5 protein-coding genes, 1 tRNA gene, 2 rRNA genes and 2 pseudogenes (1 of these 10 only partly in view) are annotated in these 16787 nt (G+C 70.1%); 9 read left to right on the forward strand and 1 reads right to left on the reverse strand.

What is annotated here, in order from left to right; translation table 11 throughout:
- The 4 genes from VSR01_RS30160 to VSR01_RS30175 all read left to right on the forward strand — a co-directional run.
- Nucleotides 1–1956: ribosomal RNA gene (locus tag VSR01_RS30160) — 23S ribosomal RNA — on the forward strand (it extends 1171 nt beyond the left edge of the window).
- A gap of 81 nt (nucleotides 1957–2037) precedes the next feature.
- Nucleotides 2038–2154 (forward strand): 5S ribosomal RNA (gene rrf, locus VSR01_RS30165).
- A 160-nt stretch (nucleotides 2155–2314) separates the two neighbouring features.
- Entirely contained in the window at nucleotides 2315–3010 is a 696-nt protein-coding gene (locus VSR01_RS30170; RefSeq protein WP_326453900.1) for a DegT/DnrJ/EryC1/StrS family aminotransferase, read from the forward strand.
- A 52-nt stretch (nucleotides 3011–3062) separates the two neighbouring features.
- Nucleotides 3063–3135: transfer RNA gene (locus VSR01_RS30175), tRNA-Thr, on the forward strand.
- A 76-nt stretch (nucleotides 3136–3211) separates the two neighbouring features.
- On the opposite strand, the gene VSR01_RS30180 is transcribed toward VSR01_RS30175, so the two are convergent.
- Nucleotides 3212–5842, reverse strand: a complete 2631-nt coding sequence (locus tag VSR01_RS30180) for a SpoIIE family protein phosphatase (protein WP_326452191.1) — start codon at nucleotides 5840–5842, stop codon at nucleotides 3212–3214.
- Between the two features lie 367 nt (nucleotides 5843–6209).
- Between VSR01_RS30180 and VSR01_RS30185 the strand changes: the two genes are divergently transcribed.
- The 5 genes and pseudogenes from VSR01_RS30185 (at nucleotide 6210) to VSR01_RS30200 (ending at nucleotide 16698) form a co-directional block, all read left to right on the forward strand.
- On the forward strand, nucleotides 6210–11450 hold the full coding sequence (locus tag VSR01_RS30185) for a HAMP domain-containing protein (RefSeq protein ID WP_442785578.1): 5241 nt from the start codon (nucleotides 6210–6212) through the stop codon (nucleotides 11448–11450).
- Nucleotides 11429–11806 (forward strand): annotated as a pseudogene (locus tag VSR01_RS38025) (response regulator); the annotation flags it as partial. The gene VSR01_RS30185 and the pseudogene VSR01_RS38025, both read left to right, overlap by 22 nt.
- Before the next feature lie 243 nt (nucleotides 11807–12049).
- Nucleotides 12050–12758, forward strand: a pseudogene (locus VSR01_RS30190) (response regulator).
- A gap of 171 nt (nucleotides 12759–12929) precedes the next feature.
- A complete protein-coding gene (locus VSR01_RS30195; RefSeq protein ID WP_326452192.1) occupies nucleotides 12930–15713 on the forward strand; it encodes an FtsK/SpoIIIE family DNA translocase in 2784 nt (927 codons plus the stop codon).
- A gap of 175 nt (nucleotides 15714–15888) precedes the next feature.
- Entirely contained in the window at nucleotides 15889–16698 is an 810-nt protein-coding gene (locus VSR01_RS30200; protein WP_326452193.1) for a helix-turn-helix domain-containing protein, read from the forward strand.
- Nucleotides 16699–16787: the final 89 nt, after the last annotated feature.

A 16787-nucleotide genomic window follows, 5' to 3' on the forward strand; every position in this document is an offset into this window, starting at 1 on the left:
GAAGCAGCCATCCTTGAAAGAGTGCGTAATAGCTCACTGGTCAAGTGATTCCGCGCCGACAATGTAGCGGGGCTCAAGCGTACCGCCGAAGTCGTGTCACTCACACATGAAGGCCTAACGGCTGTGTGGGTGGGTAGGGGAGCGTCGTGTGCCGGGTGAAGCCGCACCGGAAGGTAGTGGTGGATGGTTCACGAGTGAGAATGCAGGCATGAGTAGCGATACACACGTGGGAAACGTGTGCGCCGATTGACCAAGGGTTCCTGGGTCAAGCTGATCTGCCCAGGGTAAGTCGGGACCTAAGGCGAGGCCGACAGGCGTAGTCGATGGACAACCGGTTGATATTCCGGTACCCGCTTTGAAGCGCCCAGTATCGAATCCTCTGATGCTAAGCCCGTGAAGCCGTCGGCTGAGTCTTCGGACGAGGTCGGAGTGGTGGAGCCGGTGACCCGAGGTGGTAGTAGGTAAGTGATGGGGTGACGCAGGAAGGTAGTCCAGCCCGGGCGGTGGTTGTCCCGGGGTAAGGGTGTAGGACGCCAGGTAGGTAAATCCGTCTGGCACACAGTCTGAGACCTGATGCCGAGCCGATTGTGGTGAAGTGGATGATCCTATGCTGTCGAGAAAAGCCTCTAGCGAGTTTCATGGCGGCCCGTACCCTAAACCGACTCAGGTGGTCTGGTAGAGAATACCGAGGCGTTCGGGTGAACTATGGTTAAGGAACTCGGCAAAATGCCCCCGTAACTTCGGGAGAAGGGGGGCCACACCTGGTGATCACTCTTGCAGTGTGAGCTGGGGGTGGCCGCAGAGACCAGCGAGAAGCGACTGTTTACTAAAAACACAGGTCCGTGCGAAGCCGTAAGGCGATGTATACGGACTGACGCCTGCCCGGTGCTGGAACGTTAAGGGGACCGGTTAGTCCTGCTTCGGTGGGGCGAAGCTGAGAACTTAAGCGCCAGTAAACGGCGGTGGTAACTATAACCATCCTAAGGTAGCGAAATTCCTTGTCGGGTAAGTTCCGACCTGCACGAATGGCGTAACGACTTCTCGACTGTCTCAACCATAGGCCCGGTGAAATTGCACTACGAGTAAAGATGCTCGTTTCGCGCAGCAGGACGGAAAGACCCCGGGACCTTTACTATAGCTTGATATTGGTGTTCGGTTCGGCTTGTGTAGGATAGGTGGGAGACTGTGATCATCGGGCGCCAGCCTGGTGGGAGTCGTCGTTGAAATACCACTCTGGTCGTGCTGGATGTCTAACCTCGGTCCGTGATCCGGATCAGGGACAGTGTCTGGTGGGTAGTTTAACTGGGGCGGTTGCCTCCTAAAGGGTAACGGAGGCGCCCAAAGGTTCCCTCAGCCTGGTTGGCAATCAGGTGGTGAGTGTAAGTGCACAAGGGAGCTTGACTGTGAGACTGACGGGTCGAGCAGGTACGAAAGTAGGGACTAGTGATCCGGCGGTGGCTTGTGGAAGCGCCGTCGCTCAACGGATAAAAGGTACCCCGGGGATAACAGGCTGATCTTCCCCAAGAGTCCATATCGACGGGATGGTTTGGCACCTCGATGTCGGCTCGTCGCATCCTGGGGCTGGAGTCGGTCCCAAGGGTTGGGCTGTTCGCCCATTAAAGCGGTACGCGAGCTGGGTTTAGAACGTCGTGAGACAGTTCGGTCCCTATCCGCTGTGCGCGTTGGAGTCTTGAGAAGGGCTGTCCCTAGTACGAGAGGACCGGGACGGACGAACCTCTGGTGTGCCAGTTGTCCTGCCAAGGGCATGGCTGGTTGGCTACGTTCGGGAGGGATAACCGCTGAAAGCATCTAAGCGGGAAGCCTGCTTCGAGATGAGGGCTCCCACCCCCTGTGAGGGGTTAAGGCTCCCAGGAGACGACTGGGTTGATAGGCCGGATGTGGAAGCCTTGTGAGGGGTGGAGCTGACCGGTACTAATAAGCCGAGGGCTTGTCTACAAGACTGTGTGTTCGCGTCCACTGTGCGGTTCTGAAACAACCAGCCCCACCCGTTGGCGGGGTGGGTGTGTTTCATGGTGTTTCGGTGGTCATAGCGTGAGGGAAACGCCCGGTTACATTCCGAACCCGGAAGCTAAGCCTTTCAGCGCCGATGGTACTGCAGGGGGGACCCTGTGGGAGAGTAGGACACCGCCGAACAATCTTTGAAGAAGCCTCAACCCCCGAGCTTGGTCTCGGGGGTTGAGGCTTTTTTACTGCCCGTTACCCCGCGTTCACGTCGTGCCGAGAACCTGGGCGCCTCGACAGCCGGAGGTGTGGAGACGTGCAGCAGATGACGACTGCCGGACGACGACGGCACATGGCCGCTTCCGACATGACGGCCGCCGCGTACCGCGACGCCCTCCGGGAGTTGGGGATCGGGGCGGGTGACGAGGTCATCGTGCCGTCGTTCGGGCCCGGGGCTCCCGCCGACGGTGTGCGGTTGGCCGGTGCGGAGCCGGTCTTCGCGGACATCGACCCCCGTACCTTCTGCCTCGACCCCGTATCGGTCTCGGCGAGCGTCACCAGTCGTACCGCCGCCGTGCTGCCGGTGAACGTCTTCGGGCACCCGGCGCCGCTGGACCGGCTCTCCGAACTGGCCGAGCGGTACGGGCTGGCCCTCGTCGAGGAGGCCCGCAGCGTTGAGGACGCCGGGCAGGTGGCCCGCCGCCGGGCCTACGCGCGGTTCCTGGACTCGGCGTTGAAGGGCGTCGTGGTCCCGTACACCGAGCCCGGGGCGCACCACCTGTATGTGCAGTACGCCGTACGCATCCCGGGAAACGGCCGGCCGGACCGGGACGCCTTCGCGCGGGCGCTGCGGGCCAGGGGCGTGCGGGCCGAGGTGAGCGTTCCGGTACCGGTGCACCGGATGCCGGCGCACCGCTCCGGGGTGCTGCTGCCGGAGACCGAGCGGGTGGCCGCGGACACGCTGTCTCTGCCGGTCCACTCCGGGCTGACGCAGCGGGAGTTGACGCATGTCGCGGACGCCTGCAACGCGCTCGGCGGACTGCTCTGAACGGGTTTCACCGGGGTGCCGTTCATAGGCTAAGATCGTCACATCCGACAGCGCCCCAATAGCTCAGTCGGTAGAGCGTCTCCATGGTAAGGAGAAGGTCTACGGTTCGATTCCGTATTGGGGCTCCGAGGAAGTAAAGGGAGAAGGCCTCCGCCGCTGCGGGGGCCTTCTCTTTTCGGTGTTCCGGTAGGGCCGGCGGGCTCAGTCCTTGGGAAGTTCCGGCACCCGCATGGCCAGGATCGCCATGTCGTCGGAGGGAGCGTCGGAGGCGAAGCGCTCCACCGCGCGCTGGATGCGGGCGGCGACCGCGCCGGCGGTCAGGCCCGTGCAGGTGGCGAGGACGTCCGCGAGGCCGTCGTCGCCCAGCATGCGGGAACCCTCACGGCGCTCGGTGACGCCGTCGGTGACGCACAGCATCACGTCGCCCGGGTCCAGGGTGATCGACTGCTCGACCAGTTCCAGATCCTCCATGACGCCCAGCAGCGGCTGCGGGTCCGCGGCCGGCTCCACCGTGCCGTCGGGCCGCAGCCGCAGCGGGAGCGGGTGGCCGGCGCAGACCATGCGCAGCACCGCGCTGCCGTCCTGCTGCGGCCACAGCTCGCCGTAGAGAAGGGTGAGGAAACGGCTGCGGGCGCCCTCGTCGAGGATGGCGGCGTTGAGGCGTTCGAGGACGGCGGGGCCGCCGAAGCCCTCGCGGGCCAGCAGGCGCAGCGCGTGCCGGGCCAGGCCGGTGACCGCGGCGGCCTCGGGGCCGGTGCCGCAGACGTCGCCGATGGCGAAGCCCCAGCAGCCGTCGCGGATCGGGAACAGGTCGTAGAAGTCGCCGCCGACCTCGTTGCCCTCACCGGCCGCGCGGTAGACGACCTCGACCTCGACGCCCGGGACGCTGGGCAGCTCCGGCGGCAGCAGGCTGCGCTGGAGCGCCTGGCTGATGGCGGTGCGCTCGCTGTAGAGGCGGGCGTTGTCCAGGGCGAGGGCGGCGCGGCGGGACAGATCTTCGGCCAGCTCCAGGATCTCCTGGCGGAAGCGTTCGTCGGTGGGTTTACCGAGGGTGAGCATGCCGATCACGCGGTTGCGGGCGACCAGCGGCAGCACGACGGTCTCCCCGCCCACGGCCGCGGCGGTGGCCAGGACGATGCCCGGGGTGCTCGCGGGGCGTGCGCCGGACGGGCCGTTGCCGACGCCCAGGCTGCGCAGTGACGCGCGCAGGGCGCTGGAGTGGGCGGCGTCCGAGGGCGCCGTCCAGATCCTGGCGCCGGGGGTCGGGTCGGGGTCGGGCGGCCGGACCTGGGACAGCAGCGCCTTGATGCCGTCGATGCGGTCCTCGTCCTCGTGCAGGACGAACGCCAACTCGGGCTCCGCCTGCTCGGCCATCGTGTAGACGGCGCACCAGGAGGCGAGGGTGGGCACGGTCATCTGGGCCATCAGGGCGAGCGTCTGGTCCCGCTCCAGGGTGCCGGCCAGCAGGTCGGAGGCCTCGACGAGGAAGGACAGCGAGCCGCGGCGCAGGCGCTCCAGCTCGGTGAGCCGGGCGCTCTCGACGGCGAGTGCGATCCGGTCGGCGGCGAACTGCAGCCGCAGCGCCTCCTGGTTGGAGTAGCGTCCGGGGGCCTCGGCCGCGACGCCGAGGGAGCCGGTGAGCCGGCCCTCGACCTTCAGCGGGACGGTGACGACCGAGCGCATGCCCGTGCCGGACAGCAGCGGGACGGCGCCGGGCGCCGCGGTGAGGTCCTCGTGCACCGCGGGCATCCGGGCGCTGCCGTAGCGGCCGGTGCCGGCCTCGACGGGGACGCGGGCGAACCGCTGGCGGGCCGAGGGCAGGCCGGTGGAGGCGCGTACCTCCAACTCCGTCTCGTCGTCGGTGGCCAGCAGCAGGTAGGCGGCGTCGCCGTCGAGCATGTCGCGGGCGCGCTCCACGGTGCGCTGGAGCAGTCCGTCGAGGTCGTCGGGGGCGGGGGAGCCGATGAACACCTCGAAGGCGTCGGCGCTCTTGCCCTGCCGTGAGGCGCCGCCGTCGGAGCCGGCGGGGCCGCGGCTGGGGGTCTGCAGGACGGCGCGCTCCTCGGCGCGCACCAGCAGGCAGACCGTGGAGGGGGCGCCGGCGCTGTCGCGGACCCGCAGGTGGGAGCCGTAGACGGGGAGCACGCGGCCGTCTGCGTCGCGCAGCCCGTAGGTGCCCTCCCAGCGGGACAGGCGCAGCGCCTCGGCGAGGCCGATGCCGGTGCCGGGGGTCTGCGGCCAGGCGGTGACGTCGGCGAGCGACTTGCCGACGATGTCGGCGGCGGCGTGGCCGAAGAGGTCGGCGGCGTCGTCGTTCCAGCGCGTGATGACGCCGTCGGCGTCGACCTGGACGACGGCGACCCGGACCCGTTCGTCGGCGACGGGCAGCTCGGCGGTGGGCAGCACCGGGCCGGCCGAGCGGGTGCCGGCCGGGCGCTCGGGCAGGTCGAGCTGGAACCAGACGTCCTTGCCCGCCGGGGTGTACTCCACACCCCAGCGGTTGGCGAGCGCGGCGCACAGCATCAGGCCGCGGCCGCCCTCGTTGTCGCTGTCGCGGAACTGGCGGCCGCGGGACTGCAGCGGCACCTCCCGCTCGGGGTAGTGGTCGGCGACCTCGACGCGCACCGCCGTGTCGTACCGCAGGCAGGTGACGTCGGCGGCGGTGCCGGCGTGGATGACGGCATTGGTCACCAGCTCGCTGGTGAGCACCACCGCGTCGTCCACGACATCGGCGAAGCCCCAGCCGTGCAGGGTGTCGCGGACGAAGGCGCGGGCGACCGCGACCGACCGCCCCACCGGTTCGAAGGTGGCCGCTGCCCGCGCCGTGATCACCGCTCTCCTCGCTGCTCGTGCCTGCTCGAGCGCCGCTCGTGTCTGGCCGGACGTCCCCGCACCGCTCCAGGGCGCGCCGCCGCGCTGCTGAACTCTCACCGACGGCTCCCAGGGATGTGTGCCGGGCACTGCGAAGGGAGGGACGGGCGGGTCCCCCCGATCACAGAGCCAGGTTACTGACCCCCGCGGACACCGTGTGCGCCGGTTGCGGGTGTTTCCACCCCGAAGTCGGCCACGGATGCGAGCGATGCTGCCGAACTGTTATGGCCGGGCGGTGCGAGGGTGAAACACTGGGCGTGTTCTGCAGTCGGCAAGGTTGCACATCTGTTGTACATCTGCGGGTCGGTCGACCCCACAGGAGGACACGGTGGAGTCTGGCGCATCGGCGCGGGGCACGGTCACGCGTACGAAGAACGGGCGATCCCGTGGCGGCGGGACCGTCGAGGTCGATGCCGCGGCGCTCGCGAAGCTGCTGGGGGCCCTCACCGCCATGCGGGACGGCAACTTCCGACGGCGGTTGCCGGTGGCGGGCGACGGGCCGATGGCGGAGATCGCCGCCGTCTTCAACGAGGTCGCCGACCGCAACCAGCACCTCACCGGTGAGCTGGCCAGGGTCCGGCGGGTCGTCGGGCGGGACGGCAAGCTCACCGAGCGGCTGGAGACCGGGGCCGGCGAGGGCGCCTGGGCGGCTGCCATCGAGGCGTCGAACGCGCTGGTGGACGACCTGGTGCGGCCGGTGTCCGAGGTGGGCCGGGTGCTGTCGGCGGTCGCCGAGGGCGACCTGGACCAGCGGATGGACCTGCGCGCGCAGAACGCGGACGGTTCGGCGCACCCGCTGCGCGGCGAGTTCCTGAAGGTCGGCCGGACCGTCAACGGCCTGGTCGACCAGCTGTCGGCGTTCACCGACGAGGTGACCCGGGTGGCCAGCGAGGTGGGCACCGAGGGCAAGCTCGGCGGTCAGGCGAAGGTGCGGGGGGTGTCGGGCTCCTGGAAGGACCTGACCGACTCGGTGAACACCATGGCGTACCGGCTGACCGCGCAGGTGCGCGACATCGCGCTGGTGACCACGGCGGTCGCCAAGGGCGACCTGTCCCGCAAGGTCACCGTGCACGTGGCCGGCGAGATGCTGGAGCTGAAGAACACCGTCAACACGATGGTGGACCAGCTGTCCTCGTTCTCCTCCGAGGTCACCCGGGTGGCCCGCGAGGTCGGTACGGAGGGCGAGCTGGGCGGCCAGGCGCAGGTGCCGGGCGTGGCGGGGGTGTGGAAGGACCTGACCGACTCGGTCAACCTGATGGCCGGCAATCTGACCGCGCAGGTGCGCGACATCGCGCAGGTGACGACCGCGGTCGCCAACGGCGACCTGACGCAGAAGATCACCATCGGCGCGCGCGGCGAGGTCGCCCAGCTGGCCGAGACGATCAACGCGATGACCGAGACGCTGCGCACCTTCGCCGACGAGGTCACCCGTGTCGCGGGCGAGATCGGCGCCGAGGGCCAGCTCGGCGGGCAGGCCCAGGTGCCGGGCGCGGCCGGCACGTGGAAGGACCTCACCGACTCCGTCAACACCGCCTTCCGCAACCTGACCGCCCAGGTGCGGGACATCGCGCAGGTGACGACGGCGGTCGCGGGCGGCGACCTGTCGCAGAAGGTCACGGTGGACGTCTCCGGCGAGATGCTGGAGCTGAAGAACACCGTGAACACCATGGTCGACCAGCTGTCGGCGTTCGGCGCCGAGGTGACCCGGGTGGCCCGCGAGGTCGGCGTCGAGGGCCAGCTGGGCGGGCAGGCGCAGGTGTCCGGCGCGGCCGGCACGTGGAAGGACCTGACCGACTCGGTCAACACGGCGTTCCGGAACCTGACGGCGCAGGTGCGCAACATCGCGCAGGTGACGACGGCGGTCGCCAACGGCGACCTGTCGCAGAAGGTCACGGTGGACGTCTCCGGCGAGATGCTGGAGCTGAAGAACACCGTGAACCGCATGGTCGACCAGCTGGGCTCCTTCTCCGCCCAGGTGACGCGGATGGCCACCGACGTGGGCACCGAGGGGCGCCTCGGCGGCCAGGCGCGGGTGGACGGCGTCAGCGGCACGTGGAAGGACCTGACCGACTCCGTCAACTTCATGGCCGGCAACCTGACGTCCCAGGTGCGGCAGATCGCCCAGGTGACGACGGCAGTGGCCCGCGGCGACCTGTCGCAGAAGATCGACGTGGACGCGCGCGGGGAGATCCTGGAGCTGAAGAACACCATCAACACGATGGTCGACCAGCTCTCGTCGTTCGCCGAGCAGGTGACCCGGGTGGCCCGCGAGGTCGGCACCGACGGGCGCCTCGGCGGCCAGGCGCAGGTGCCAGGTGTGGCCGGGGTGTGGCGCGACCTGACCGACTCGGTGAACTTCATGGCCGGCAACCTGACGGGCCAGGTCCGCAACATCGCGCAGGTGGCGACCGCGGTCGCGCGCGGCGACCTGTCGCAGAAGATCGACGTGGACGCCAAGGGCGAGATCCTGGAGCTGAAGAACACCCTCAACACCATGGTCGACCAGCTCTCCTCGTTCGCCGAGGAGGTCACCAGGGTGGCCCGCGAGGTCGGCACCGAGGGCATCCTGGGCGGCCAGGCGGAGGTCAAGGGTGTCAGCGGCACCTGGAAGGACCTCACCCAGTCCGTCAACTTCATGGCGAACAACCTGACCAGCCAGGTCCGCAACATCGCCGACGTGACCGGCGCGGTCGCCAACGGCGACCTGTCGCGGAAGATCACCGTCGACGCCAAGGGCGAGATCCTCGCGCTGGTGACGACCGTGAACACGATGGTGGACACGCTGTCGGCGTTCGGCGACGAGGTGACCCGGGTGGCCCGCGAGGTGGGCACCGAGGGGCAGCTGGGCGGGCAGGCCCGGGTGCGCGACGTCTCCGGCATCTGGAAGGACCTCACCGAGTCGGTGAACGGCATGGCCTCCAACCTCACCAGCCAGGTGCGGTCGATCTCCTCGGTGGCCACCGCCGTCGCCAATGGCGACCTGACGAAGAAGATCGACGTCGACGCGCGCGGCGAGATCCTGGAGCTGAAGAACACCATCAACACGATGGTGGACACGCTGTCGGCGTTCGGCGACGAGGTGACCCGGGTGGCCCGCGAGGTCGGCACCGAGGGCATCCTCGGCGGCCAGGCCCGCGTCCCGGGCGTGGCGGGCACCTGGAAGGACCTCACCGAGTCGGTGAACGGCATGGCGTCGAACCTGACCGGCCAGGTCCGCCAGATCGCCCAGGTGACGACGGCCGTGGCGCGCGGCGACCTGTCCAAGAAGATCGACGTGGACGCGCGCGGGGAGATCCTGGAGCTCAAGACCACGATCAACACCATGGTCGGGCAGCTGTCCGCCTTCGGTGACGAGGTGACCCGGGTGGCGCGCGAGGTGGGCACCGAGGGCCGCCTGGGCGGCCAGGCGCGGGTACCGGGCGTCTCGGGCATCTGGAAGGACCTCACCGAGTCCGTCAACCTGATGGCCAACAACCTGACCAGCCAGGTCCGCAATATCGCGCAGGTCGCCACCGCGGTGACCCGCGGCGACCTCAACCTGCGGATCGACGTCGACGCGGCCGGGGAGATCCTGGAGCTGCAGGACTACATCAACACGATGATCGTCCGGCTGCGCGAGACCACCCTGGCCAACAAGGAGCAGGACTGGCTCAAGGGCAACCTGGCGCGCATCTCCGGACTGATGCAGGGCCGCCGCGACCTGCGCGACGTGGCGGCGCTGATCATGAGCGAGCTGACGCCGGTGGTCTCCGCGCAGCACGGCGCGTTCTTCCTCGTGCAGGAGACCGCGGAGGACGGCGAGGAGTACGAGCTGCGGCTGATCGGCAGCTACGGCTTCTCCCGGCGCACCATGTCCACGGTGTTCCTGCCCGGCGAGGGGCTGATCGGGCAGGCGGCGGTGGAGAAGCGGACCATCCTGGTCGAGCACGTGCCGCCGGGCTACCTGAAGATCACCTCGGGGCTCGGCGAGGCGCCGCCGTCGCACGTCATCGTGCTGCCGGTGCTCTTCGAGGGCCGGGTGCTCGGGGTGATCGAGCTGGCGGCGTTCCAGCCCTTCACGCAGATCCAGAAGGACTTCCTCAACCAGATCACCGACATCATCGCGATCAGCGTCAACACGATCTCGGTCAACACCAAGACCGAGGGCCTGCTCAAGCAGTCCCAGGAGCTGACCGAGCAGCTCCAGGAGCGCTCGGCGGAGCTGGAGAACCGGCAGCGGGCGCTGGAGCTGTCCAACGGGGAGCTGGAGGAGAAGGCCGAGCTGCTGGCGCGGCAGAACCGCGACATCGAGGTGAAGAACACCGAGATCGAGGACGCCCGGCAGGTCCTGGAGGAGCGCGCGGAGCAGCTCGCGGTCTCCATGCGCTACAAGTCCGAGTTCCTGGCCAACATGTCGCACGAGCTGCGCACCCCGCTCAACTCGCTGCTGATCCTGGCCAAGCTGCTCGCCGACAACGCCGAGGGCAATCTGTCGCCGAAGCAGGTGGAGTTCGCCGAGACCATCCACGGCGCCGGCTCCGACCTGCTCCAGCTGATCAACGACATCCTGGACCTGTCCAAGGTCGAGGCAGGCAAGATGGACGTCTCGCCGACCAGGATCGCGCTGGTCCAGCTGGTGGACTACGTGGAGGCGACCTTCCGGCCGCTGACCGCGGAGAAGGGCCTGGACTTCTCGGTGCGGGTCTCGCCCGAGCTGCCGGTCACGCTGCACACCGACGAGCAGCGGCTGCTGCAGGTGCTGCGCAACCTGCTGTCCAACGCGGTGAAGTTCACCGCGAGCGGCTCGGTGGAGCTGGTGATCCGGCCTGCCGGCGCCGAGGTGCCGCAGTCGATCCGGGAGCAGCTGCTGGAGGCGGGAACGCTGCGCGAGCCGGACCAGCCGCTGATCGCGTTCTCGGTGACCGACACCGGCATCGGCATCGCGGCCAGCAAGATGCTGGTGATCTTCGAGGCGTTCAAGCAGGCCGACGGCACGACCAGCCGCAAGTACGGCGGCACCGGCCTGGGCCTGTCGATCAGCCGCGAGATCGCCCGGCTGCTCGGCGGCGAGATCCACGCCGACAGCCAGCCCGGCCGCGGTTCGACGTTCACGCTGTACCTGCCGATGAGCCTGGGCGACGTGCCGCCCGCCGCGCCGCAGCTGCCCCCGGGCAGCCAGGGCGGCGACGCCGAGCAGGGTTCGGGCGGCCGCACCCGCGGCCCGGGCAGCAGCCTGGCCCGGCTGCGCCGCCGCTCGGCCCAGCCCGCCCCGCAGCCGAACGGCCACGGGGACGGCGACGGCCACGGACACGGCCACGTCCACGGCGACGGTCAGGGCGACGGCGGCCAGGGGCCGGCCGCGCCAGGGGCGGCGCGGGCCGCCCGGCCGGAGCGGCCGCGGGCCCGCACGACGGCAGCCAGGACGGCGCCTACGACGGTGCGCACGCGGCGGCCCGGAACGGAGCCCGGAGCGCCGCCCAGAACGGCGCGCAGGGCAACGGCCGGCAGCCGGGACCCGAAGCGTGGGAGGACCAGGGCGCGGACGCCTACCCCGGCTTCTCCGGGGGCTTCAACGGCGAGAAGGTCCTGATCGTCGACGACGACATCCGCAACGTCTTCGCGCTCACCAGCGTCCTGGAGCAGCACGGCCTGACGGTGCTGTACGCGGAGAACGGCCGCGAGGGCATCGAGGTGCTGGAGCAGTACGACGACATCGTGGTCGTGCTGATGGACATCATGATGCCCGAGATGGACGGGTACGCCACGACCTCGGCGATCCGCAAGATGCCGCAGTTCGCCGGCCTGCCGATCATCGCCCTCACCGCGAAGGCGATGAAGGGCGACCGGGAGAAGGCCATCGAATCGGGGGCGTCGGATTATGTGACGAAGCCTGTCGACACCGACCATCTGCTCACGCTCATGGAACAGTGGATGCACGCGGGATGACGCGTGGCGCGCGGCGCGGGAGATCTTTGCCGACTCCTGTGCCGCGTGAGGTGTGACGGCCCGGAAAGCAGGGAACCTTCTGGTCTCCGCCTGCGTTTTCGGTACGTGTTGAGTGACCTGGCGGTGACAGGGTGTGGCGAACGGCGGGGTGCGACTACCATGACCGGCACAAGGACGGGCGGCGTGACGGAGTCGGCCGCGGGGGCGGCAACCGGCTCATTGCCGGGGCGAGGAGGTCGGGCCATGGTGCAGAAGGCCAAGATCCTCCTGGTCGATGACCGGCCGGAGAATCTGCTGGCGCTGGAGGCGATCCTCTCCGCGCTCGATCAGACCCTGGTCAGGGCATCGTCCGGGGAGGAGGCGCTCAAGGCGCTGCTCACCGACGACTTCGCGGTGATCCTGCTCGACGTGCAGATGCCGGGCATGGACGGCTTCGAGACCGCGGCGCACATCAAGCGCCGGGAGCGGACCCGGGACATCCCGATCATCTTCCTGACCGCGATCAACCACGGCCCGCACCACACCTTCCGCGGCTACGCGGCGGGCGCGGTCGACTACATCTCCAAGCCGTTCGACCCGTGGGTGCTGCGCGCCAAGGTCTCGGTCTTCGTGGACCTGTACATGAAGAACGTCCAGTTGCGCGAGCAGGCGGCGCTGCTGCGGCTGCAGTTGGAGCAGGGCGTGCCCGCCGCGGCCGGCGGCAACGGCCGGGGCGGCGGTCGCGACGGCCGTCGCAGCCGGCCTCGTCGCCGAACTCTCCGCGCGACTGGCCGCCGTGGAGGAGCAGGCCGAGGCGCTGAGCAAGCAGCTCAACGAGTCCGCGGACGCCGCGGCCGTGGCCACCGCCGCGCACCTGGAGCGCAAACTCACCGGACTGCGCCGGGCGCTGGACGCGCTGGAGCCGCCCGGTTCCGGCGGGGACGGCATCGTCAGGCAGCAGGGACCGGAGTAGACCCGGGCGACAGCGGGAGGCGTCCGCCCGGGCGCGGGCAATGGGCGTCCGCCCCGGCGCGTCACCCCGGGTTGACGGACCGTCAATCAGCTCATCTGTCCGATGCGACACGAACGGGCGTATGGGCGGCCACGCGTGTCCCGCGATCACAAGGGCGGTAATCTCGGCACCATGGCCCCCCGTACCTCCGGCACCGCCAAGAAAGCCCCGGCGAAGCCGGCGGCCAAGAAGACCGCGGCCAAGAAACCTGCGGCGAAGGGCGCTGCCTCGAAGCCGCCGGCGAAGAAGGCGGCGAAGGCACCGGCGGCCAAACCCGCGCCCAGGCCCGCACCCTCGCCGACCAACGGCCTCTACCGCATGGTCCGCGCCCTGTGGCTGGGCCTGGCGCACGCCGTCGGCGCGGTCTTCCGGGGCATAGGGCGCGGCGCCCGCGGACTGGACCCGGCGCACCGCAAGGACGGCCTGGCGCTGCTGCTGCTCGGCCTGACCCTGGTGGTCGCCGCCGGCACCTGGTCCAACCTCCAGGGCCCGGTCGGCGACCTCGTCGAGATGCTCGTCACCGGCGCCTTCGGCCGCCTCGACCTGCTGGTGCCGTTCCTGCTCGGCGCGGTCGCGGTCCGCCTGATGCGCCACCCCGAGCAGCAGGAGGCCAACGGCCGGATCGTGATCGGCCTGTCCGCGCTGGCCATCGGCGCGCTCGGCCTCATCCACATCGCCTGCGGCTCGCCGAGCCGCGGCGACGGCGCCCGGGCCATGCGCGACGCCGGCGGCCTCATCGGCTGGGCCGCCGCCTCCCCGCTGCTCTCCACCGTCGGCTCGTTCCTCGCGGTGCCGCTGCTGCTGCTCGTCACCGCCTTCGGGCTGCTGGTCGTCACCGCCACACCCGTCAACGCGATTCCGCACCGGCTGCGCCAGGCGGGCTCCCGGCTGGGCCTGTACGCGCAGCCCGCGGAACCGGACGCGGTGCCGCTGGAGGACTTCTTCGACGACGAGGAGCCGGACGAGCGGCGGCTGCCCGAGGACGAGTCGCCGGTGCGCCGGCTGCCGACCCGCTTCACCAAGCAGCCCGCCCGCTCCGGCGCCGCCGCGCGGGAACCGTACGACGTGGACGGCGACGGATCGTTCGACGAGGAGCCCAAGCCACGGCGCCGGCCCCGCCGCCGCGCCGAGACCGCGGGCGCCGAGGCCGGGGGCCCGGACGCGGTGGACGTGGCGGCCGCGGCCGCCGCATCCCTCGACGGCGCGGTGCTGCACGGCGTGCAGCCCTCGCCGCTGGTCGCCGACCTCACCCAGCAGGTCGGCAAGCAGGTCCCGGCCGCCCGCGCCGAGGACACCGCGGACCTCTCCGGGGCCGCTCAGACACCGCGGACGGCCGCCGACGCCGTCGGCTCCGTACCCGACCTGACCAAGCCCGCCGCGCCCGCCGCCGACGGCGACGGACTGCCCCCGCGCGCCGAGCAGCTCCAGCTCTCCGGCGACATCACCTACGCGCTGCCGTCGCTGGACCTGCTGGAACGCGGCGGTCCCGGCCGCACCCGCAGCGCCGCCAACGACGCGGTGGTCGCCTCGCTCGGCCAGGTCTTCAAGGAGTTCAAGGTCGACGCGGTCGTCACCGGCTTCACCCGCGGCCCGACGGTCACCCGCTACGAGATCGAACTGGGCCCCGCGGTCAAGGTCGAGCGGATCACCGCGCTGGCCAAGAACATCGCGTACTCGGTGGCGAGCCCCGATGTGCGGATCATCAGCCCGATCCCCGGCAAGTCCGCGGTCGGCATCGAGATCCCCAACAGCGACCGCGAGATGGTCAACCTCGGCGACGTGCTGCGCTCGGCCGACGCGGCGGGCGAGGACCACCCGATGACCGTGGCGCTCGGCAAGGACGTCGAGGGCGGCTACGTGATGGCCAACCTCGCCAAGATGCCGCACGTCCTGGTGGCCGGCGCCACCGGCTCCGGCAAGTCCTCCTGCATCAACTGCCTGATCACCTCGGTGATGTGCCGCGCCACGCCGGACGAGGTGCGGATGGTGCTGGTGGACCCCAAGCGCGTCGAGCTGACCGCGTACGAGGGCATCCCGCACCTGATCACCCCGATCATCACCAACCCCAAGCGGGCCGCCGAGGCCCTGCAGTGGGTGGTGCGCGAGATGGACCTGCGCTACGACGACCTGGCGGCGTACGGCTTCCGGCACATCGACGACTTCAACGCGGCGGTGCGCTCCGGCAAGGCCAAGACGCCCGAGGGCAGCGAGCGCGAACTCGCGCCCTACCCGTACCTGCTGGTGATCGTGGACGAGCTGGCCGATCTGATGATGGTCGCCCCGCGCGACGTGGAGGACTCCATCGTCCGCATCACCCAGCTGGCCCGGGCCGCCGGCATCCACCTGGTGCTCGCCACCCAGCGGCCCAGCGTCGACGTCGTGACCGGTCTGATCAAGGCCAACGTGCCCTCCCGGCTCGCCTTCGCGACCTCCTCGCTCGCCGACAGCCGGGTCATCCTCGACCAGCCGGGAGCCGAGAAGCTCATCGGGAAGGGTGACGGGCTGTTCCTGCCGATGGGCGCGAACAAGCCGATCCGCATGCAGGGCGCCTTCGTCACCGAAGAAGAGGTCGGCAAGGTCGTCGAGCACTGCAAGGCGCAGCTCACGCCCACCTACCGCACCGACGTCACGGTGGGCAGCGGCCCCAAGAAGGAGATCGACGAGGAGATCGGCGACGACCTGGACCTGCTGTGCCAGGCGGCCGAGCTGGTCGTCTCCACCCAGTTCGGCTCGACGTCCATGCTCCAGCGCAAGCTGCGGGTCGGCTTCGCCAAGGCCGGGCGGCTGATGGACCTGATGGAGTCGCGCGGCGTGGTGGGTCCCAGCGAGGGGTCCAAGGCCCGCGACGTGCTGGTCAAGGCGGACGAGCTGGACGGCGTCCTCGCGGTCATCCGCGGCCAGGAGCAACCTTCCTAGCCGCCCGGTCGTCTACCCCGGTGCGCGGACGGTTCGCGCGACGGCCGGGAACAGCCCCTGGACAGGTCGGTCGGCCCGAGTGGCGGACAAAAACGGCCCTCCGATTGCTCCCGCGTTCCCGACCGCCCCTAGACTGAACTTCCAGCAGGTGGCTGCACGCTCGAAAGGCGCCCTCGTGTCCATCGGCAACTCGCCCTCCGACGACCGCCCTTCGGTCGGTCGTGCCCTCGCCAAGGCCCGCATCGAAGCGGGGCTGTCCGTCGACGAGGTCAGCACCCGCACCCGGGTACGCGTCCCTATCCTCCAGGGGATCGAGCAGGACGACTTCTCGCGCTGCGGCGGCGACGTGTACGCGCGCGGCCACATCCGCAGCATCGCGCGCGCCGTGGGGCTCGATCCGGAACCGCTGATCGCGCAGTACGCGGCCGAGCAGGGCAGCCCCGAGACGCCCGCGCCGGTGCCGCCGCTGTACGAGGCCGAGCGGCGCATCCGCGCCGAGCCGCGGCGGCCGAACTGGACCGCCGCGATGATCGCCGCGATCGTCGCCGTGATCGGCTTCGTCGGCTACACCGTCGTCTCCGGCAGCGGGGGCGACGACAAGACCAGCGCGGGCGCCACCCCCAGCGCGACCACCACGACGCCCACGCCCAGCCAGTCCCCGCAGGGCAACGGCGAGCCCAAGCCCCCGCAGCCGTCGAACAGCGCCATCGCCGCGGCCCCGCCCGGCAAGGTCACCGTCAAGGTCACCGCGGCCGGCGGCACCAGCTGGATCCAGGCCATGGACGGCAACGGCAAACAGCTGTTCCAGGCGTCCCTGCACAAGGGCGACTCCAAGACCTGGACCGACGACAAGAAGATCAAGCTCATCGTGGGCAACGCGGGCGCGGTGCAGCTCTTCGTCAACGGCAAGGACCTGGGCCCGGCCGGCGACAAGGGGCAGGTCGTCCGGCTGACGTACACCCCCGGGGACCCGACGCAGGGCTGACCGCGGCGCCGCCCCCGGGGTCGGACCCGGGGCCGGTCGCGCCCGCGCGGCGACCGGACCGTACGACCGGGCCGGTGACCGGCGGGCGG

The sequence above is a fragment of the Actinacidiphila sp. DG2A-62 genome (assembly GCF_035825295.1).
Taxonomy (GTDB): Bacteria; Actinomycetota; Actinomycetes; order Streptomycetales; family Streptomycetaceae; genus Actinacidiphila.